The sequence below is a fragment of the Aestuariimicrobium soli genome (assembly GCF_051192575.1).
In the GTDB taxonomy this organism is placed as follows: Bacteria; Actinomycetota; Actinomycetes; order Propionibacteriales; family Propionibacteriaceae; genus Aestuariimicrobium; species Aestuariimicrobium soli.
In genome coordinates this window covers 293600-313294 of sequence record NZ_JBPJSQ010000011.1, presented here as the reverse complement: position 1 = coordinate 313294, position 19695 = coordinate 293600, and the positions used below count along the sequence as shown (strand labels likewise).

The following is a 19695-nucleotide window of genomic DNA, read 5'->3' as shown; positions in this document are numbered from 1 at the left end:
GAAATGAGTACACCCCCCTGACCCGAAGGTCAGGGGGGTGTGTAAGTCCGGCGGCGTCCTACTCTCCCACAGGGTCCCCCCTGCAGTACCATCGGCGCTGAAAGGCTTAACTTCCGGGTTCGGAATGGAACCGGGTGTTTCCCTTTCGCCATGGCCACCGAAACATCAAGGAGATGCTCCAGGCACCAGACAACCATATGCATGTTGTAACTGGTTCCCGACCGTATCTCGGGAACCACACAGTGGACGCGTAGCATCTTTGTAGAAGATATGAGACAAGCCCTCGGCCTATTAGTATCGGTCAGCTCCATGCCTTGCAGCACTTCCACATCCGACCTATCACCCGGTGGTCTGCCGGGGGCCTTACCAGATTAAATCTGTGGGAACCCTCATCTTGAAGCGTGCTTCCCGCTTAGATGCTTTCAGCGGTTATCACTTCCCAACGTAGCCAACCAGCCGTGCTCTTGGCAGAACAACTGGCACACCAGAGGTTAGTCCGTCCCGGTCCTCTCGTACTAAGGACAGCTCTTCTCAAGATTCCTACGCGCGCAGCGGATAGGGACCGAACTGTCTCACGACGTTCTAAACCCAGCTCGCGTGCCGCTTTAATGGGCGAACAGCCCAACCCTTGGGACCGACTCCAGCCCCAGGATGCGACGAGCCGACATCGAGGTGCCAAACCATGCCGTCGCTGTGAGCGCTCGGGCAAGATCAGCCTGTTATCCCCGGGGTACCTTTTATCCGTTGAGTGACGGCGCTTCCACAAGCCACCGCCAGATCACTAGTCCCGACTTTCGTCCCTGCTCGAGATGTCTCTCTCACAGTCAAGCTCCCTTGTGCACTTACACTCGCCACCTGATTACCAACCAGGCTGAGGGAACCTTTGGGCGCCTCCGTTACCTTTTGGGAGGCGACCGCCCCAGTCAAACTACCCATCAGGCACTGTCCCTGATCCAGATAATGGACCTAAGTTAGATATCCAGAGCGACCAGAGTGGTATTTCAACGTTGACTCCCCAACCACTGGCGTGGCTGCTTCACAGTCTCCCACCTATCCTACACAAGTCGCACCGAACACCAATACCAAACTGTAGTAAAGGTCCCGGGGTCTTTCCGTCCTGCTGCGCGTAACGAGCATCTTTACTCGTAATGCAATTTCGCCGAGTTCGTGGTGGAGACAGCGCCCAAGTCGTTACTCCATTCGTGCAGGTCGGAACTTACCCGACAAGGAATTTCGCTACCTTAGGATGGTTATAGTTACCACCGCCGTTTACTGGGGCTTAAGTTCAGTGCTTCGCGTAAGCTGACACTTCCCGTTAACCTTCCAGCACCGGGCAGGAGTCAGTCCGTATACATCGTCTTTCGACTTGGCACGGACCTGTGTTTTTAGTAAACAGTCGCTTGGGCCTGGTCTCTGCGACCTTCAAGGCTTCAGGAGTCAATCCCTACACCCATCCGGTCCCCCTTATCCCGAAGTTACGGGGGTATTTTGCCGAGTTCCTTCACCACGATTATCTCGATCGCCTTGGTATTCTCTACCTATCCACCTGTGTCGGTTTGGGGTACGGGCGGCTCATACGTCGCTCACGAAGCTTTTCTAGGCAGCATAGGATCACCCACTCTTGGAAACGAATTCCAATCACGACGTCACGTCTCAGGCACATGAGGAGCGGATTTACCTACCCCTCGCCCTACACGCTTGTCCCGGCATACCAGTCACCGGGATGGGCTACCTTCCTGCGTCCCTCCGCAGCTTGCCTACTACAAGTTCGGATCGCAGAGTCAGTGGCATCGATCCGAAGACCTCAACCACCTTCCGTGCTTAGCATCACCTGATTCAGCATGGGCCGTACTTCGCCGGTACGGGAATATCAACCCGTTGTCCATCGACTACGCCTGTCGGCCTCGCCTTAGGTCCCGACTCACCCAGGGCAGATTAGCTTGACCCTGGAACCCTTGGATATTCGGCGGACGGGTTTCTCACCCGTCATTCGCTACTCATGCCTGCATTCTCACTCGTGTGCACTCCACGACTGGGTCACCCCGCCGCTTCACCGCGCACACGACGCTCCCCTACCCATCCACACACCTGGACCACAAAGGCCAAGTACACGCGTGAATGCCATAGCTTCGGCGGATAACTTGAGCCCCGCTAAATTGTCGGCGCAGAATCACTTGACCAGTGAGCTATTACGCACTCTTTCAAGGGTGGCTGCTTCCAAGCCAACCTCCTGGTTGTCTCCGCAACTCCACATCCTTTTCCACTTAGTTATCGCTTAGGGGCCTTAGCTGATGATCTGGGCTGTTTCCCTCTCGACTATGAAGCTTATCCCCCACAGTCTCACTGCTGCGCTCTCACTTGCCGGCATTCGGAGTTTGGTTGATTTCGGTAAGCTGTTGGGCCCCCTAGACCATCCAGTGCTCTACCTCCGACAAGAAACACGCAACGCTGCACCTATATGCATTTCGGGGAGAACCAGCTATCACGTAGTTTGATTGGCCTTTCACCCCTATCCACAGCTCATCCCCTCGGTTTTCAACCCAAGTGGGTTCGGGCCTCCACGACGTCTTACCGTCGCTTCACCCTGGCCATGGATAGATCACTACGCTTCGGGTCTAGAGCATGCGACTCAACGCCCTGTTCGGACTTGCTTTCGCTACGGCTCCCCCACACGGGTTAACCTCGCCACATACCACTAACTCGCAGGCTCATTCTTCAAAAGGCACGCCGTCACCCCGCAGGGCTCCGACGGATTGTATGCGATCGGTTTCAGGTACTATTTCACTCCCCTCCCGGGGTACTTTTCACCTTTCCCTCACGGTACTTGTCCGCTATCGGTCACCAAGGAGTATTTAGGCTTAACGGGTGGTCCCGCCAGATTCACGCGGAATTTCAAGAGTTCCGCGTTACTTGGGATAACACTCACGAGTGAACAGCTTACGTCTACAGGAGTCTTACCCTCTACGCTCTACCTTCCCAGGTAGTTCAACTTCACCATTCATTTCTTACTCGCCGCCGGGTCAACAGCCCCGACCAAATGCTCCCACAACCCCGCACATGCAACGCCTGTCAGCTATCACACACATACGGTTTGGCCTCTTCCGCTTTCGCTCGCCACTACTCACGGAATCACGGTTGTTTTCTTTTCCTGTGGGTACTGAGATGTTTCACTTCCCCACGTTCCCTCCAACTGCCCTATATATTCAGGCAGAGGTTGCCGGACATGACTCCGGTATTTCAAGGTTTCCCTATTCGGAAATCCCAGGATCAAAGCTCGTTTACCAGCTCCCCAGGGCTTATCGCAGGTTACAACGTCCTTCATCGGCTCTTGGTGCCTAGGCATCCACCGATCGCACTTAGTAGCTTGTCAAAAAATATATCTACAAAGATGCTCGCGTCCACTGTGCAGTTCTCAAAATACGGGCGAGCCCGGAAACCCACCACCCACCAAGGGCAGCAGACCCACCGGTCCGCAAGGAAATCACGCCGCAACAGCGACCGACCCCTCAAAACCCAACAGCGTGCTCCACACCCGCCACCCACACCAACACCCACGTTCCACTCCCCCACACAACCGTGCAGAAGCTGTACTTGCCGGCGCCACCATGAGCAGCAGACTTGCCAGTGATCCACCAAACAGCCTTGCCAGCCCAGGGACACTCGCCCCAGCACCAACAAATGGACCAACACCACCACCAGGGCAGCATCAGCCAAAAGGCTCCTTAGAAAGGAGGTGATCCAGCCGCACCTTCCGGTACGGCTACCTTGTTACGACTTAGTCCTAATTACCAGCCCCACCTTCGACGGCTCCCCCCACAAGGGTTGGGCCACCGGCTTCGGGTGTTGCCGACTTTCATGACTTGACGGGCGGTGTGTACAAGCCCCGGGAACGTATTCACCGCAGCGTTGCTGATCTGCGATTACTAGCGACTCCGACTTCATGGGGTCGAGTTGCAGACCCCAATCCGAACTGAGACAGGCTTTTTGGGATTCGCTCAACCTTGCGGTATCGCAGCCCTTTGTACCTGCCATTGTAGCATGTTTCAAGCCCTGGACATAAGGGGCATGATGACTTGACCTCATCCCCACCTTCCTCCGAGTTGGCCCCGGCGGTCTCCATTGAGTCCCCGGCATTACCCGCTGGCAACAATGGACGAGGGTTGCGCTCGTTGCGGGACTTAACCCAACATCTCACGACACGAGCTGACGACAGCCATGCACCACCTGTATACCGACCAAAAAGGGGCACCTGTCTCCAGATGTTTCCGGTATATGTCAAACCCAGGTAAGGTTCTTCGCGTTGCATCGAATTAATGAACATGCTCCGCCGCTTGTGCGGGGCCCCGTCAATTCCTTTGAGTTTTAGCCTTGCGGCCGTACTCCCCAGGCGGGGTACTTAATGCGTTAGCTGCGGCACGGAGAACGTGGAAGTCCCCCACACCTAGTACCCACCGTTTACGGCGTGGACTACCAGGGTATCTAAGCCTGTTTGCTCCCCACGCTTTCGCTTCTCAGCGTCAGGAAATGCCCAGAGAACCGCCTTCGCCACCGGTGTTCCTCCTGATATCTGCGCATTCCACCGCTCCACCAGGAATTCCATTCTCCCCTGCATCCCTCAAGTCTGCCCGTATCGAAAGCACGCTCAGGGTTGAGCCCTGAGTTTTCACTTCCGACGCAACAAACCGCCTACAAGCTCTTTACGCCCAATAATTCCGGACAACGCTCGCACCCTACGTATCACCGCGGCTGCTGGCACGTAGTTGGCCGGTGCTTCTTCTCCTACTACCGTCACTTGCGCTTCGTCATAGGTGAAAGCGGTTTACAACCCGAAGGCCGTCATCCCGCACGCGGCGTTGCTGCATCAGACTTCCGTCCATTGTGCAATATTCCCCACTGCTGCCTCCCGTAGGAGTCTGGGCCGTATCTCAGTCCCAGTGTGGCCGGTCGCCCTCTCAGGCCGGCTACCCGTCGAAGCCTTGGTGAGCCACTACCTCACCAACAAGCTGATAGGCCGCGAGTCCATCCCAAACCGCCGGAGCTTTCCAACCCCCACCATGCGACAGGGGCTCATATCCGGTATTAGCAGCTGTTTCCAACTGTTATCCCAAAGTTCAGGGCAGGTTACTCACGTGTTACTCACCCGTTCGCCGCTCGTGTACCCCGAAGGGCCTTACCGCTCGACTTGCATGTGTTAAGCACGCCGCCAGCGTTCGTCCTGAGCCAGGATCAAACTCTCCGTTGAAAAATATCAACCACCCCCAAAAAGGGTGATCAAGAGTTCAAATCCTGACAAAGAATCCAAAAACTGGATCAATCATCATTCATCAAAGGAATCTCCACCCAACCAAACAACCCACCCACAAAAGGCAGACCATCCAGCCAGGCACGAGACAAAAATTGTCATTACTTCACTGACTTTAAAAAAGCACGCTGTTGAGTTCTCAAGATTCGGGCGCGTCCCGCGCATCCGGCCTTTCGACCATCCGCTTGGGGCAACTCGTGAAACTTTAGTGAGCCTCGGCCGGCGAGTCAAATCCGCCTTCTTGGCTCTCCCCCGGGCGTCCGGCACCAGGGCAGGCGAGGCCCTGATCATCTGCTCGGGGGGGTTGTCGCTCCGTGGAGCAACCTGAGTAACTCTAGACCTGCGCTGGGGTGGAGTCAAATCCGGGTGGGAGCCCCTGCCGGCGGCTCCCCACCAACGGCTCCCAGAGACAGCTCACAGCAACGCAGCGACCGGGGCCGTCCTGGTGAGGACGACCCCGGTCGGGAGTGCTGGGTGTGCGAGACGAGCTGGGCTCAGGCCTCGGTCGGCTGCACGTTGATCACGCGGCGACCACGACGGGTGCCGAACTCGACGGCTCCCTCGCGCAGCGCGAACAGGGTGTCGTCGCCACCGCGCCCCACGCCCTCACCGGGGTGGAAGTGGGTGCCGCGCTGACGCACGATGATCTCGCCGGCGTTGACGACCTCGCCACCGAAGCGCTTCACGCCGAGGCGCTGGGCGTTCGAGTCACGACCGTTCTTGGACGACGATGCGCCCTTCTTGTGTGCCATGTCAGTTCTCCCTCAGGCCTTGATGTCGGTGACCTTGACCTGGGTGTACCGCTGACGGTGACCCTGGCGCTTCTTGTAGCCGGTCTTGTTCTTATACTTCAGGATGCGGATCTTGGGACCCTTGGTCTCGGCCACCACCTCGGCGGTGATCGAAGCCTTGTCGAGGGCACCCTTGTCAGAGGTGACGGTGTCGCCGTCAACCAGGAGCAGGGCCTGCAGCTCGACGGAGCTTCCGACCTTGTCCGACACCTTGTCGATCTCGACGACATCGCCGACGGCAACCTTGTGCTGGCGGCCGCCACTGCGCACGATCGCGTACACGTTGACCTCTTCCGTTAGTTCAGTCTTGTCCGGGTGGCGCTGTGCGCCTGCCCAACGTCCCACAGGCTTCAACAAGTGCACGCGGGAACACCGAGGGTCAAGTCTACGTACGACCGCCGCCCACTGCAAACCCGCTCGACCGGGCGCCCCCTACAGTGGGCGCCATGAGTGATGACACCTTGCTGTTGGGCCCCGCGCCTCGTCCCCAGACCAGTGAAGCACTGACCACCGCCCTGCGCACGGCCGTGGCCGCCATCCTGCCGCGGGCCGTCTCCGGCATCGACCGCGCCACCATCGCCGCCCGGCTCGAGGGCTCGACCATCGCTGAACTGGTGATCGACCTGACCGGTGTGTCCGTGCCCACGTTGTCGGACGACCTGCGGGGGATCTCCCTGATCGAGACGCAGGTGCGCTCCACGGAGCCGGCCGTCATCTCACTGGTCACGGTCTCGGCCGCCCCACTCACCGTGGCGGGTGCCCGGGTGAACCTTCAGGGCCAGGTGCGTGACCTGCCCGCCGCCTGGGTGGAGACCACCCAGGGTCAGGCGGGACTGCAGTTCCCCGAACCCGACGATGCGGCCCACCCGGTGAGCGGCGAGGGACAGGCGTCGGTCGACAAGGGCGAGCTGCAGCGCGCCGCCCTGACGATCGGCCAGACCTTCGCCCAGGAGATGGGCGTCACCCTCGACGACCTCAAGCTCGACTTCCAGGCCGTCTCCCCCACCGAGCTGAAGTTCTTCGCCGATGCCCGCGTCAAGAAGGGCTTCATCGGGGCCAGCGCCGTCGTCCACGGCAATGCCGCGCTCGACAGCGCCATGAACGTCACCCTGTCGAACCTGCAGGTGGGGTCGAAGAACCCGGTGATCAATGCGCTGCTGGGCGCCGTGAAGGGTCGCATCGACCGCTACAACGGGCGCACCATCAGCGTCAACGACCAGCTGCCCGCCGGCGTGCGGCTGACCAGCGCCGAGTTCGAGATCACCGACACCGTGACGATCAAGGGCCGCATCGGCTGAGCCTCAGTCGTGGTCGGACGACCCGCCCCGGCGGCGTCGTCCGCCACGACGGTTGGTCGACGAGCCCTGGCTGCTCGAGCCACCCTGACCACGACGATCACCACCGTCGGCCGGCGCCTGTGAGGCCACCGGCTCCTCGGAACGGTGGTACCCACGCCCGCCGCAGTGCTCGCACTGCTCGGTGAAGGCCTCCGCCAGTCCGGTGCCGATCTTCTTGCGGGTCATCTGCACCAGTCCGAGGCTGGTGACCTCGGAGACCTGGTGGCGGGTGCGGTCTCGTCCGAGACACTCGACCAACCGACGCAGCAGCAGGTCACGGTTGCTGGGCAGCACCATGTCGATGAAGTCGATCACGATGATGCCGCCGATGTCGCGCAGGCGCAGCTGACGGACGATCTCCTCGGCCGCCTCCAGGTTGTTGCTGGTGACGGTGGCCTCGAGGTTGCCCTGGGTGCCGGTGAATCGTCCGGTGTTCACGTCGACGACGGTCATCGCCTCGGTGCGGTCGATGATCAACGAACCACCCGACGGCAGGAAGACCTTGCGCTCCAGCGCCTTCGAGATCTGCTCGTCGAGCTTGTGAGCGGCGAAGATGTCGCCGCGCTCGTCGGCATCCCAGCGGGTCAGTCGCTCCTGCAGGTGCGGCGCGACGTGGCTGACGTATCCCTCGATCGCGTCGTAGGTGTCGTCGGCGCCGCCGTTGCCCTGCACCAGCAGCTCGGCGAAGTCCTCGGTGAACAGGTCACGGACGATCCGCACCGTCAGGTCGGGCTCGCCGTACAGCTGCTGCGGCGCCGATCCCTGCTTCACTTTCTTCTCGATGACCTCCCATTGGGCCTTGAGGCGGTTCACGTCGCGGACGAGCTCGTCCTCGCTGACCCCCTCGGCGGCCGTGCGCACGATCACCGACGCCTTCTCGTCGATCAGGGTGCCCAGGATGTCCTTGAGGCGCTGGCGCTCGGTGTCGGCGAGCTTGCGGCTGATGCCCGACAGGTGGCCGCCGGGTGAGTAGACGATGTAGCGGCCGGGGATCGAGATGTGGCTGGTCAGGCGGGCGCCCTTGGCTCCCACCGGGTCCTTGGAGACCTGGACGAGCACGACCTGGCCCGACTTGAAGACCTTCTCGACCTTGCGCTGGTCGCCGGTGGCGCCGAACGCGTCCCAGTCGACCTCGCCGGCGTACAGCACGGCATTGCGGCCGCGGCCGATGTCGATGAAGGCGGCCTCCATGCCCGGCAGCACGTTCTGCACGCGGCCCAGGTAGACGTTTCCGATCATCGACGCGGACGAGTCACGGTCGACGTAGTGCTCGACGAGCACGCCGTCCTCGAGCACGGCCAGCTGGGTGTAGTCCTCGGCCTGACGGATCACCATGCGGCGCTCGACGGCCTCGCGGCGGGCCAGGAACTCCGCCTCGCTCAGGATCGGCGCGCGGCGGCGGCCGGCGGCTCGCCCCTCCTGACGACGGATCTTCTTGGCGGCCATGCGGGTCGAGCCCTCGATGCCGGTGACCTCGTCGGACGCCGAGCGCCCGCGACGGGGCTCGCGCACCCGCACCACGACATCGCTGGGATCGTCGTCGGAACCCCCGGTGTCCTCACCGCGGCGGCGACGACGCCGACGACGGCGGCGACCGGTGTCGGGGGCGTCGTCATCGGCGGAGTCATCCGCGCCATCGCTCTGGTCGTCGGACGCGTCGTCCGAGCTGGCACCGGCGTCGCCCGCGGACTGGTCGTCACCGCCCGGCTGGTCGTCACCGCCCGGCTGGTCGTCCGCGGCCTGGTCGTTCGAACCCTCCGTGGCCTCGTCGCTCTCGTCGGCGTCGGACGAGTCCTCGTCCTCGGCCCCGCGACGACGACGACGGCCACCACGGCGACGGCGACGGCGGCGACCACTGCGCTCACCCTCGTCGCCGGCCTCATCGGGGGCATCCTCCGAGGCGCCCTCGTCGGAAGCGTTCTCCTCGGAAGCGTCCTCCTCAGGGGCCTCGTCCTCCGGAACCTCGTCCTCGGCGACCTCGTTCTGGGGGGTCTCGTCCTGGGTGGTCTCGTTCTGGGGGGTCTCCTCGTCGGCCTCCGCCTCGTCGGCCTCCGTCTCGTCGGCCGCGTGACTCATCCCCGCGATCGAGGCGGCCAGCGACTGCAGGGCGAGCTCGGGCGAGGCGAACGGATCGGCCATCTCGGGAGCGAGCCCGCGCTGGCGGCGAGCGTCGGCCTCGGCGGCCGCAGCGGCCAGGCGAGCATCCAGATCGCTCGCCTCCGAGGGCTCCGGGGTCTCGACGGCCGGAGTCTCGGCGGCTGGCGCCTCCTCGGCAGCGGTCTCCACGGCGGCGACAGGCGCCTTGGCCGCCCGCGAGCGACGGCTCCGGGTGCGCTGGGGGGCGGGCTCGTCCACCGGCTCGTCCACCGGCTCGGCGACCGGTTCCACCGCGGGCTGGCTGGCCGTCGCGCCTTGGGGCCGGGTGGCGCGCCGACGGGCGGGACGCTTGGCGGCGACGGGTGCCTCGGCCGGCTGGTCCGCCTCGGTCACCGGGCTGGCCTCCGCGGCCGTTCGAGTGATCGGCTCCTGCGGGGCCGCGGCGGTTCCCGCATCGACGGCCGCGACGGGCGGCGGGCCGGCCGGGCGGGAAGCCGAGCGGCGACGGCGGGTGGGCTGGGTCAACGAAGGCTGGTTCGGATCCGTGTCATCGAGCATGTGCGCTCCTTCGCATCCATCAGGATGCCGCCATGAGGCGCAGCCGCGGCCGCGCCAGAAGTCGGTGGGCGGGCGAATGCTGCCAGAGCTGTGAGCGTTGGGCTCTCAGCAGTGCCCCCGCGGTCGATCCCTCGTCGCGGTGTGGCTGGCGTGTCATCCAACTCCGTTGGGCGCCGGGTCGGCGCCCATCCCTGGGGTGAAGTATGGCACAGCGCCCTCACCAGGGGTGCAGCGACGCCCCCGTGAAGGGGTCGATCAACCCGCCGTCGTCGGTCAACGACCCCTGTTCCAGGCGGGTCAACAACGCCGGACGAGCGCTGCCCAGCTCGGGGCGCAGTTGGCGCAGCGCCGAGACCACGTCATCGGGTCGGACGAGCGGGGTCTGGTGCCTGCTGAGCAGGTGCAGGCGACCCCCGTCGACCACCTCCAGCTGCACCACGGCGGAACGCACGTCGAAGGTGCGCAGACCGTTCTTGGTCATGCGGGAGACCTCGAAGGAGTCGGCGGCCTCGAGGGCGGCCACGGCCGACGCGAGCACCTCGGCGTCGACGCCCTCACCCAGATCGACGCGCCAGGCCGACGCAGTCAGCCGGTCGGCCAGCGCCTGCCCCTCGGCCTCGGCCACCGCCAGCACGCTCAACCCGGGAGGCAGCACGTCGTCGAGCGCGGCGCGCACCTTCTCGGGATCGCAGACCTCACTGAGCCCGATCTCGAGGTACTCGGCCTCGGTCGCCGCCGACGTCGGCGACGCGTTGGCGTAGGAGATGCGCGGGTGCGGGGTGAAGCCCGACGAGTAGGCCATCGGCACGTCGGCCCGACGCAGGGCACGCTCGAAGGCCCGCGAGAAGTCGCGATGGCTGGTGAACCGGGCCGGACCGCGCTTGGCGTAGCGCAGCCGCAACCGCTGCACCGGCGGGGCCTGCTGCTCGGGCTGGTGGCGGCGTTTCGAGAACGACTGGCTGGCTTCTGACATCAGGGCGCAATTGTAGACTCCGGTGCCTGTGAGCCACACCACCAGCCCGAGACAGCCCCGCCGCTGGTGGGTGGCCCGGGCCGGCATGCTGCTGGCCCTGACGGTGCTGGCGTTCAACCTTCGTCCGTTGGCGAGTTCGGTGGGGCCCGTGCTCCCCCAACTGCAGGCCGATGTGGGCCTCACCGGCACCACCGCGGGCATCCTCACCAGCCTGCCCACGGCCTGTTTCGCCGTCATCGGTTCGGTGGCGCCCGCGCTGGCCCGTCGGTTCGGGCTGCACCGGGTGATCGGCACCGGCATCGTGGCCATTCTGGTGGGGGGATTCACCCGCACGCTGGTCAGCGACGAGGCGAGCTTCCTGGCCCTGTCGGCGGTGGGGCTCGCCGGCATGGCCCTCGCGAACGTGCTGGCCCCCAGCGTCGTCCGTCGGCACTTCGCCGATCACGTCGGCCTGGTGACCGCGTTCTACTCCCTCACCCTGTCGATCGGCGTGGCCATCTCGAGTGGTCTGACGGTTCCGCTCGCCCAGGAGCTGGGCGGGTGGCGTGGCGCCTTCACCGTCTGGTGCGTGCCGGTGCTCGTCTCGGCCCTGGCCTGGCTGCCCGCGCTGCGCCACGACCGCGGGCATTCCGAGCGTCGGGCCACCACCGGACGAGGCATCTCGCTGGCGGCCCTGGCCCGCACTCGACTGGGCTGGATGCTGGGCGTCTTCTTCGGCTTCCAGTCGGCCCAGGCCTACTCGATCTTCGGCTGGCTGCCGTCGATCTACATGGCCGCGGGCCTCTCGCAGACCCAGGCCGGAGCCATGCTGGGCATCTGCACCGGTCTGGGCATCCCGCTGGCCTTCCTGTGGCCGGCCTACATGGGGCGCAACCCTCGTCCGATGGGCCTGTTCGTCGTGGTGGTCGCGGCCGCGGTGGCCGGCTACCTCGGGCTGCTGCTGGCCCCGGCGACAGTGCCCTGGCTGTGGGCGGCCCTGATCGCGGTGGGCACCTCGAGCTTCCCGATGATCCTGGCCCTGTTCGGCCTGCGGGCACGCACCGCGGAGGGCACGGCCGCGCTGTCGGGGTTCGCCCAGACCGTCGGTTACTGCATCGCCATCGGCGGGCCGCTGACCCTCGGGGTGGTGCACCAGCTGACCGGTACCTGGTTCTGGCCGGTGCTGGTGCTGGGCCTGTTCACCGTGCCGATGACCATCGCCGGATTCGGGGCCATCAGGTCAGGCGCGATCGAGGACCAACTACCCGGGGCTGGTGCGGCGGAATAGCCCACCGACCGGCGGCGTTGGAGGGGGCATGTTCACGCTGCTCACCATGGAGATGGCCGTCCACGCCTTCGACAACCGCGACTACGCGTCGGCGATCGAGCGCTTCGAGACGGTGCTGGCCGATGACCCGACCAACCTGAACGCGCGGGAGTACCTGGCCCGGGCGCACTACCACCGTGCCGCCCTGCCCAAGGCTGAAGCCCTGCTGCGCGAACTGATGGTCGACGACCCCACCAACGACTATGTGCTGCTGCTGATGGCCCGCACGCTGGAGCGTCAGTCGCGCCACGACGAGGCCGCCGGGGTTCGTCGCCGGCTGGCGGCGCTCACCGGGGATGACTCCCACCTGAGCACGCACGCGGCGTTCAGCTGACGCCTCAGCCGAGGCTGGACCCCACGACGGTCAGGGGAAGCAGGTTGCGGCCGGTGGGGCCGATCTGGATCTCGGTCGACATCTGCGGGCAGACGCCGCAGTCGTAGCACGGGGTCCAGCGGCAGTCGTCGACCTCGACCTCGTCGATGGCGTCCTGCCAGTCCTCCCACAACCAGTCCCGGTCGAGGCCAGAGTCCAGGTGGTCCCAGGGGAGCACCTCGTCGTAGTCCCGCTCGCGGGTGGTGTACCAGGCCAGATCGACGCCTGTGCCCGCGAGCGCGGACTCGCACGCCTCGACCCAGCGGTCGTAGCTGAAGTGCTCGCTCCAGCCGTCGAACTGCCCGCCCTGACGCCACACCTCTTCGATGACGGCACCGACCCGACGGTCGCCCCGGCTGAGCAGGCCCTCGATCTGGCCGGGCTTGCCGTCGTGGTAACGCATGCCGATGGCCTTGCCGTACTGCTTGTTGGCGCGAATCTTGTCGCGCAGCAGACCCAGGCGGCGGTCGATGGTCTCGGGTGAGGCCTGACCGGCCCATTGGAACGGGGTGTGCGGTTTCGGCACGAACCCACCGATCGAGACCGTGCAGCGAATGTCGCGGGATCCCGCCGCCTTGCGGCCGGTCTCGATCACCCTGGCCGCCATGTCGGCGATGGCGAGCACGTCCTCGTCCGTCTCGGTCGGCAGGCCGCACATGAAGTACAACTTCACCTGCCGCCAGCCGTTGCCGAAGGCGGTGGCGACGGTCTCGATCAGGTCGTCCTCGGAGACCATCTTGTTGATCACCTTGCGCATGCGCTCCGAGCCGCCCTCGGGGGCGAAGGTCAGCCCCGAGCGCCGCCCGTTGCGCGACAGCTCGTTGGCGAGGTCGATGTTGAAGGCGTCGACACGGGTCGAGGGCAGCGACAGCGACACGTTCGTCCCCTCGTAGCGATCGGCCAGCTGCTTGGTGACGTCGCCGATCTCGGAGTGGTCGGCGCTCGACAGCGACAACAGCCCCACCTCTTCGAGCCCGGTGTTGCGCAGCCCCTCGGCCACCATCGTGCCGATGGTCTCGATGGAGCGTTCGCGCACCGGGCGGGTGATCATGCCGGCCTGGCAGAAGCGGCACCCGCGGGTGCAGCCGCGGAAGATCTCGACCGAGTAGCGCTCATGCACGGTCTCGGCCAGCGGCACCAGCGGCTTCTTCGGGTAGGGCCACTCGTCGAGGTCCATCAGGGTGTGCTTGCGCACCTGGAAGGGCACCCCCTCGCGGTTCGGGGCGATCCGCTGGATGCGGCCGTCGGCCAGGTAGGTGACGTCGTAGAAGGCGGGCACGTAGAACGCGCCGGTGGCCGCCAGTCGCAGCAGCAGCCCTTCGCGCCCACCCGGACGATCCTCGGCCTTCCACTCACGGACGATGTCGGAGATCTGCAGCGAGGCCTCCTCGCCGTCGCCGATGACGGCCACGTCGATGAAGTCGGCGATCGGCTCGGGATTGAAGGCGGCATGGCCACCGGCGACCACCAGCGGGTCGTCGTCGGTGCGCTCGCGCGAGTGGAGGGGGATGCCCGCCAGGTCGAGGGCATTGACCAGGTTGGTGTAGCCCAGCTCGGTGGCGAACGAGACACCGAACACGTCGAAGGCCCGCACGGGGCGGTGCTGGTCGAGGGTGAACTGCGGCAGCTGGTGCTCGCGCATCAGCGCCTGCAGGTCGGGCCACACCGCGTAGGTGCGCTCGGCCACGATCCAGTCACGCTCGTTGAGGATCTCGTAGAGAATCGCCACACCCTGGTTGGGCTGGCCCACCTCGTAGGCGTCGGGGTACATCAACGCCCAGCGCACGGTCGGCTGGCCGACGGCATCGCCGCAGTCCCAGTCCTTGTGGACGCTGTTGTGCTCCCCACCGACGTACTGGATGGGTTTGCTGACCTGCGCCAGCAGCGGCTCGAGGCGCTCGAACAAAGAGGTGTGCTCAATCATCGCTGCCGATTCTACGTCTGCTGGCGCGAAACCTCCGCCGAGGGAGCTCCCAGGGGGCCGGTGACGGCGGGCCTGCGGAAGCGGACGAACACCTCGGCCACCGCCACGGCGATGGCCAGACAGACCAGGATGGGCCAGATGTCGGCGACGCTCGCGGCCCCCTCCTGCCGGTCGAACATGTGGCTGATGTCGGTGAACGGCATGGCGAACTCGCTGGTGAGGTTGTTCACCACGTGCACGGCGATGGCGGCCTCGAGGCCACCGGTGCGCCACACCAGCCAGGCCGCGACCAGGCCGAAGAACAGGTAGTACAGGTTGAGCGTCAGGTCGCCGGCACCGTGGGCCAGCATGAACAGCAGACCCTGCACGATCGCGCCGACCGGCACGCCGATCCACGGATTGCGGAAGAAGCTCGCGAAGGCCCGGTTCACCCCGCCTCGGAAGAGGTACTCCTCCCCGGCCGCCTGGAACGGGGTGGTGAGCAGGATGCCGATCAGCAGCACCCAGGTGTCGGGCGTCACCGTCAGATCGCCGCGGCCCCACCACAGCGACAGCCCGGCCACCACCAGCCAGGGAAGGCAGATGGCCGCCGTGAAGGCGCCGAGCAAGCCCCAGCGGAGTCGTCCGATCACCGAGGCGACGAACCCGCCGCGCTGGCCGAACGGCCACCGGCTGAGCACGAGCACCAGCGGGATCGACAGGCCGAGGGCGACATTGTTGGCCAGGAAGAACGCCGGCGTCACCGTGAACTGGCCCTTGGAGAGCCCGTCGAACAGTTCCTCGGCGTCGACGCGGCCCGTGCCCAGATCGATGCCGATGCCCACCCCGAGGGCGACCACCTGCAGCAGGAAGAAGGCCACCAGCCCGAGCACCACGGCGACGATCGGCTTCCACGGCGACCAGGCCGTCGTCCGCCAGAACATCGGGTACCGGGTCGGCTCGGTGGGCAGGGCCACGGGCTGCGGCACGGGCGTCCAGTCGCCCATGGGCAGGTAGGCGGGATTCACCGTGCCCCCGGGCTGCTGCACAGACTGGTGCGGCCCTGGCGGCCACGGCTGGGTCATCACGCCCCCTCGGGGAACCAGATACCGATCTCGCGGAGGGCGTTCTCGGGTGAGTCCGAGGCGTGCACCAGATTCTTGTTGTAGTAGACCGACAGGTCGCCGCGGATCGTGCCGGGGGCGGCCTTCGCCGAGTCGGTGGACCCGTTCATCAGGCGGACGATCTCGATCGCCCGCTCCCCCTCGAGGATCAGCGCGACCAGCGGGCCGGAGGTGATGAACTCCAGCAGCGGCGGGTAGTAGTCGCGACCCTCGTGTTCGGCGTAGTGGGCGGCCGCGAGGTCGGTGGTGGCCAGCAGTTGCTTGAGGGCGACGATGGTCAGCCCCTTGGCCTCGTAGCGGGTCAGGATCTGGCCGGTCAGCTTACGAGCGACGGCATCGGGCTTGAGCAGCACCAACGTGCGCTCGACCGGGTGTGCGTTCGACATGGGACAACCCTAGCGAGTCGGCGTGTTCTCGATCCTTCGCCCCAGCACGAAGCAGCCCACCCAGACCAGGGCGAAGATGCCGCTCGCGGCGAACATCATCGGGGTCAGGAACCCCAGCGCCAACCCGGCGACCTGGGTCAGCCAGCCCAGTGGGTATCCGATCGGACGACGCAGCGTGCCCGCCGCGGCGATGGCCAGCACGATGGCGGCCGAGGTGGCCCCGACGGCCACGGCCACGGGGACGTCGTCGAGCAGCAGCATGCCCGGGATGCCCAACCCGAAGACGATCACCTCGAAGACCAGCAGCGACAGCATCGCCCGGTTCATCGGGTTGTCGGCCGACAGTCCCACGCTCACGAGATCACCTCACCGGGAGCGCCCTCGGGCTCGTCGAAGTCCGAGAAGTCCCACTCGTGGGTGGTGGCGCCCGCCAGGGGGTTCGAGCGACCGGTGGCCGGGCCTCGTCCGACCAGGTGGTCGCGCGCCTCACCGGCGGCGATGAACGACCCGACCACCAACACGCCGGCGCCCTCACCGGCCTCGTCGGCCAGCTGCACAGCCCGTTCGAGGGCGTCGACCATGGTGTCGCGGCTCTCGACCCGGCCGGCACCGAAGGCCTCCTCGGCCAGCGCGGCCAGTTCGTCGGGGGTGTGGGCGCGGCTGCTCGACTGCACCGTGGTCACCACGATGCGGTCCATCACCTCGGCGAACAGGTCGAGCACACCTGCGGAATCCTTGTCGCGCATCATCGCGACCACGCCGATGAGCGGGTCGAAGCCGAACGCCTCCTGGGTGGCGGCGAGGGTGGCCCGCACGCCGTGGGGGTTGTGGGCGGTGTCGAGCACGATCGTGGGCTCCCGGCGGACGACCTCAAGCCGGGCCGGGATGGCGGTGGCGGCGAGGCCGTCGGCGATCACGTCGGGGGTCAGCCCCTTGCCGCCGAAGAAGGCCTCGGCCGCCGCAACGGCCAGGGCAGCATTCGACGCCATGTGGGCGCCGTGCAGGGGCAGGTGGAGACCGCCCAACGGGCCGTCCGAGGTCTCGATGCGAATCACCTGACCGCCGAGCGCGACCTCACGCTGCACCAGGCCGAAGCCCGGGCCCTCGAGCACGGGGGCGGCACCGACGGCGGCGCACCGGTCGAGCAGCACCTGGGCGACTTCGGGAGTCTGCCCGGCCAGCACCGCCGTCGCGCCGGCCTTGATGATGCCCGACTTCTCCTTCGCGATCTCGACGGTGGTCGAGCCGAGGATGTGGGTGTGGTCGAGGTCGATGGGCGTGATCACGGCGACCAGCGCGTCGGCGACATTGGTGGCGTCCCAGGATCCGCCCATGCCCACCTCGAGGATCATCACGTCGACCGGGGCGTCGGCGAAGGCGGCGAAACCCATCGCCGTGTACAGCTCGAACGCGGTCATCCGCACCCCGTCGATGAGCTGGCCGTCGACGATCTCGACCAGCGGCGCCAGTTCCTCATGGAGTTCGTCGAAGCGCTCGACGGTGATGGGTTCGCCGTCGATCAGGATGCGCTCGGCCACGTCCTGCAGGTGCGGGGAGGCCATCCGCCCGGTGCGCAGCCCGGCCGACCGCAGCAGGGCGTCGATCATGGCGGCCGTGGAGCCCTTGCCGTTCGTCCCGGTGATCTGGATCACGGGGGCGGAGCGCTCGGGGTTGCCCAACAGGTCGCAGATGGCTCGCATGCGGCCGAGCGACGGTGCGATCCGGTTCTCGGGCCAGCGGGCATAGAGGGCCTCGACGATGGCCTGGTGGTGGGTCGCCGATTCATGCTGGTTCATCGCGGACAGCCTACTGTGCGCGCCCCCGTACACTCGTCGGCGTAGACACCACGTATCACCCGTACCCCCCTCACCAGGAAGCAGTGCGTTGAGCAAGAAGACCTCCCAGGGTGCCCAGACCCGGCGCGAACAACTCCGTGCCCAGCAGCAGGCCGACGCGAAGCGCGCGCAGGTGCGCATGCGCATCATCTACTCGGTGGCGGCCGTCGTCGTGCTCGCGATCATCGCGACCGTCGGGGTGGTGATCTTCCAGGATCGCCAGCGCAAGCAGGAGATCGCCGCCCGTGAGGCCGCCTCGCAGGTGAGCCCGCCGAACCTGAACGCCGACGGTTCCGGCATCGTGCTGAACCCGCAGGTGACCGGGGACGTGCCCACCCTGTCGGTCTACCTCGACTTCCAGTGCCCCGCCTGCAAGAGCGCCAACGACTACTACGGCGAGACCGTCAACAAGCTGGCCGCGTCGGGCAAGGTCAAGGTCGAGTACCGCGTGCTCACCTTCCTCGACACCAACCTGCGCAACGACTCGTCCGAGAAGGCCGCACGGGCCTCGTTCTGCGCCGACATCGCGGGCGCCTTCGGCCCGTTCCACGACGCCGTCTACGCCGACCAGCCGGCCGAGGGCACGGGATTCACCGATGAGCAGCTGCGGGTGACCTACCCCACCACGGCCGGCATCACCGGGGACAAGCTGACCGCCTACCAGAAGTGCTACGACGACAAGTCCACGTCGAAGGCGGTGCGCGAGGCCGAGGCCAAGGCCCGCACCACCTGGCTCGGGTCGACCCCGCAGTACTCCATCAACGGCAAGAACCCCAAGGTGAAGAACGAGAAGGGCGAAGACACCGACTGGTGGCGCGTGCTCGAGCCCACCGAGGACGCCTGGCTGAAGGCCATCGAGGCCAACAAGTAGTCCGATGGCCGACGCCAGCCAGCCCCGGACCCGCCGCGACCAGCTGCGCCTCCAACAGCAGCAGGACGCCCGCCGCCAGCGCACCCGGATGCGGGTCATCTACGCCGTTGCGGCGGTGGTGCTGTTGGCCATCATTGCCACGGTCACCATCGTGGTGGTGCAGCAGCGGCGCTCGGGTGGGCTGACCCCCGACCAGCGGGCCGCGCAGATCTCGCCCCCGAACCTGAACGCGGCGGGCACCGGCATCGTGCAGAACCCGCGCACCACCGGCGACGTGCCCACGGTGACCGTCTACCTCGATTTCCAGTGTCCCTACTGCAAGGCCTTCAACGAGACCTACGCGCCGGTGCTGAACCAGTTGGCGGGGGCGGGCGAGATCAAGCTCGAGGTGACGGTGCTCACTGTGATCGGCCAGGCGCTCGGCAACGAGGATGCCTCCGAGCGCGCCGGACGAGCCGCCTTCTGCGCCGATGTCGTGGGGGTCTTCCCGACCTACCAGGACGCGGTGTTCGCGGGGCAGCCGGAGCGCGAGGGTGAGGGGTTCACCGATGAGCAGCTGCGGGTGACGTTCGCCAACCAGGCGGGCCTGCAGGACGCCGACCTCGCGCGCTTCCAGCAGTGCTACGACCAGAAGGCCACGGCCGTGGCGCTCGCCTCGGAGCAGACCAAGGCGATGCCGGGCTTCGACCATTCCACCCCGCAGGTCTCGATCAACGGCACCAACCCGATGATCGAGCGCGACGGCAAGCAGGTGCCGTGGTGGACCGGGCTGGAGGCCACCACCGACGCCTGGCAGAAAGCGATCGCGGAGCACTCCTGAGTCGGCACTAAGATCGTGG

At 65.8% G+C, this 19695-nt stretch carries 14 protein-coding genes and 3 rRNA genes; 5 read left to right on the top strand and 12 right to left on the bottom strand.

What is annotated here, in order from left to right:
* Window positions 1-45 precede the first annotated feature (45 nt).
* The 5 genes from rrf to rplU form a co-directional block, all read right to left on the bottom strand.
* Window positions 46-162: ribosomal RNA gene (gene rrf, locus ACSDQ9_RS13595) — 5S ribosomal RNA — on the bottom strand.
* A 109-nt stretch (window positions 163-271) separates the two neighbouring features.
* Window positions 272-3370, bottom strand: a 23S ribosomal RNA gene (locus ACSDQ9_RS13590).
* 356 nt (window positions 3371-3726) lie between these two features.
* Window positions 3727-5242 (bottom strand): 16S ribosomal RNA (locus tag ACSDQ9_RS13585).
* Together the 16S, 23S and 5S rRNA genes form the textbook arrangement of a ribosomal RNA operon.
* Window positions 5243-5796: 554 nt before the next feature.
* On the bottom strand, window positions 5797-6054 hold the full coding sequence (gene rpmA, locus ACSDQ9_RS13580; protein WP_435147867.1) for a 50S ribosomal protein L27: 258 nt from the start codon (window positions 6052-6054) through the stop codon (window positions 5797-5799).
* A gap of 12 nt (window positions 6055-6066) precedes the next feature.
* Complete coding sequence (rplU, locus tag ACSDQ9_RS13575; protein ID WP_435147865.1) at window positions 6067-6375, bottom strand: 50S ribosomal protein L21; 309 nt, start codon at window positions 6373-6375, stop codon at window positions 6067-6069.
* Between the two features lie 164 nt (window positions 6376-6539).
* Between rplU and ACSDQ9_RS13570 the strand changes: the two genes are divergently transcribed.
* The gene (locus tag ACSDQ9_RS13570) at window positions 6540-7391 is read left to right on the top strand and encodes a hypothetical protein (RefSeq protein ID WP_435147863.1); all 852 of its coding nucleotides are present in this window, start codon (window positions 6540-6542) and stop codon (window positions 7389-7391) included.
* 3 nt (window positions 7392-7394) lie between these two features.
* On the opposite strand, the gene ACSDQ9_RS13565 is transcribed toward ACSDQ9_RS13570, so the two are convergent.
* Window positions 7395-10085, bottom strand: coding sequence for an Rne/Rng family ribonuclease (locus ACSDQ9_RS13565; RefSeq protein WP_435147862.1), 2691 nt, complete (start codon window positions 10083-10085; stop codon window positions 7395-7397).
* A gap of 217 nt (window positions 10086-10302) precedes the next feature.
* Window positions 10303-11058 carry a TIGR03936 family radical SAM-associated protein gene (locus ACSDQ9_RS13560; protein WP_435147860.1) on the bottom strand — a complete coding sequence of 252 codons (756 nt, stop codon included), beginning with the start codon at window positions 11056-11058 and terminating at the stop codon, window positions 10303-10305.
* A gap of 28 nt (window positions 11059-11086) precedes the next feature.
* Between ACSDQ9_RS13560 and ACSDQ9_RS13555 the strand changes: the two genes are divergently transcribed.
* Both ACSDQ9_RS13555 and ACSDQ9_RS13550 read left to right on the top strand, forming a co-directional pair.
* Complete coding sequence (locus ACSDQ9_RS13555; protein ID WP_435147858.1) at window positions 11087-12325, top strand: CynX/NimT family MFS transporter; 1239 nt, start codon at window positions 11087-11089, stop codon at window positions 12323-12325.
* Between the two features lie 28 nt (window positions 12326-12353).
* Complete coding sequence (locus tag ACSDQ9_RS13550) at window positions 12354-12698, top strand: tetratricopeptide repeat protein (RefSeq protein WP_435147856.1); 345 nt, start codon at window positions 12354-12356, stop codon at window positions 12696-12698.
* A 4-nt stretch (window positions 12699-12702) separates the two neighbouring features.
* On the opposite strand, the gene ACSDQ9_RS13545 is transcribed toward ACSDQ9_RS13550, so the two are convergent.
* Genes ACSDQ9_RS13545 through ACSDQ9_RS13525 form a run of 5 tightly spaced genes read right to left on the bottom strand, consistent with a single transcriptional unit; the run spans window position 12703 to window position 17946 of the window.
* Entirely contained in the window at window positions 12703-14661 is a 1959-nt protein-coding gene (locus tag ACSDQ9_RS13545; RefSeq protein ID WP_435147854.1) for a TIGR03960 family B12-binding radical SAM protein, read from the bottom strand.
* Window positions 14662-14672: 11 nt separating this feature from the next.
* On the bottom strand, window positions 14673-15725 hold the full coding sequence (locus tag ACSDQ9_RS13540) for a CPBP family intramembrane glutamic endopeptidase (protein WP_435147852.1): 1053 nt from the start codon (window positions 15723-15725) through the stop codon (window positions 14673-14675).
* A complete protein-coding gene (ndk, locus tag ACSDQ9_RS13535) occupies window positions 15725-16150 on the bottom strand; it encodes a nucleoside-diphosphate kinase (RefSeq protein ID WP_435147850.1) in 426 nt (141 codons plus the stop codon). Before ndk ends, ACSDQ9_RS13540 begins: the two co-directional genes overlap by 1 nt.
* A 9-nt stretch (window positions 16151-16159) precedes the next feature.
* A complete protein-coding gene (locus tag ACSDQ9_RS13530) occupies window positions 16160-16507 on the bottom strand; it encodes a DUF4233 domain-containing protein (protein WP_435147848.1) in 348 nt (115 codons plus the stop codon).
* The gene (locus ACSDQ9_RS13525) at window positions 16504-17946 is read right to left on the bottom strand and encodes a bifunctional folylpolyglutamate synthase/dihydrofolate synthase (RefSeq protein ID WP_435147846.1); all 1443 of its coding nucleotides are present in this window, start codon (window positions 17944-17946) and stop codon (window positions 16504-16506) included. Before ACSDQ9_RS13525 ends, ACSDQ9_RS13530 begins: the two co-directional genes overlap by 4 nt.
* 88 nt (window positions 17947-18034) lie before the next feature.
* On the opposite strand from ACSDQ9_RS13525, the gene ACSDQ9_RS13520 reads away from it, so the two are divergent.
* Entirely contained in the window at window positions 18035-18856 is an 822-nt protein-coding gene (locus ACSDQ9_RS13520) for a DsbA family protein (protein WP_435147844.1), read from the top strand.
* Window positions 18857-18860: 4 nt separating this feature from the next.
* Window positions 18861-19676: a DsbA family protein gene (locus ACSDQ9_RS13515; protein WP_435147843.1), complete on the top strand. Its 816-nt coding sequence runs from the start codon at window positions 18861-18863 to the stop codon at window positions 19674-19676.
* Window positions 19677-19695 lie beyond the last annotated feature (19 nt).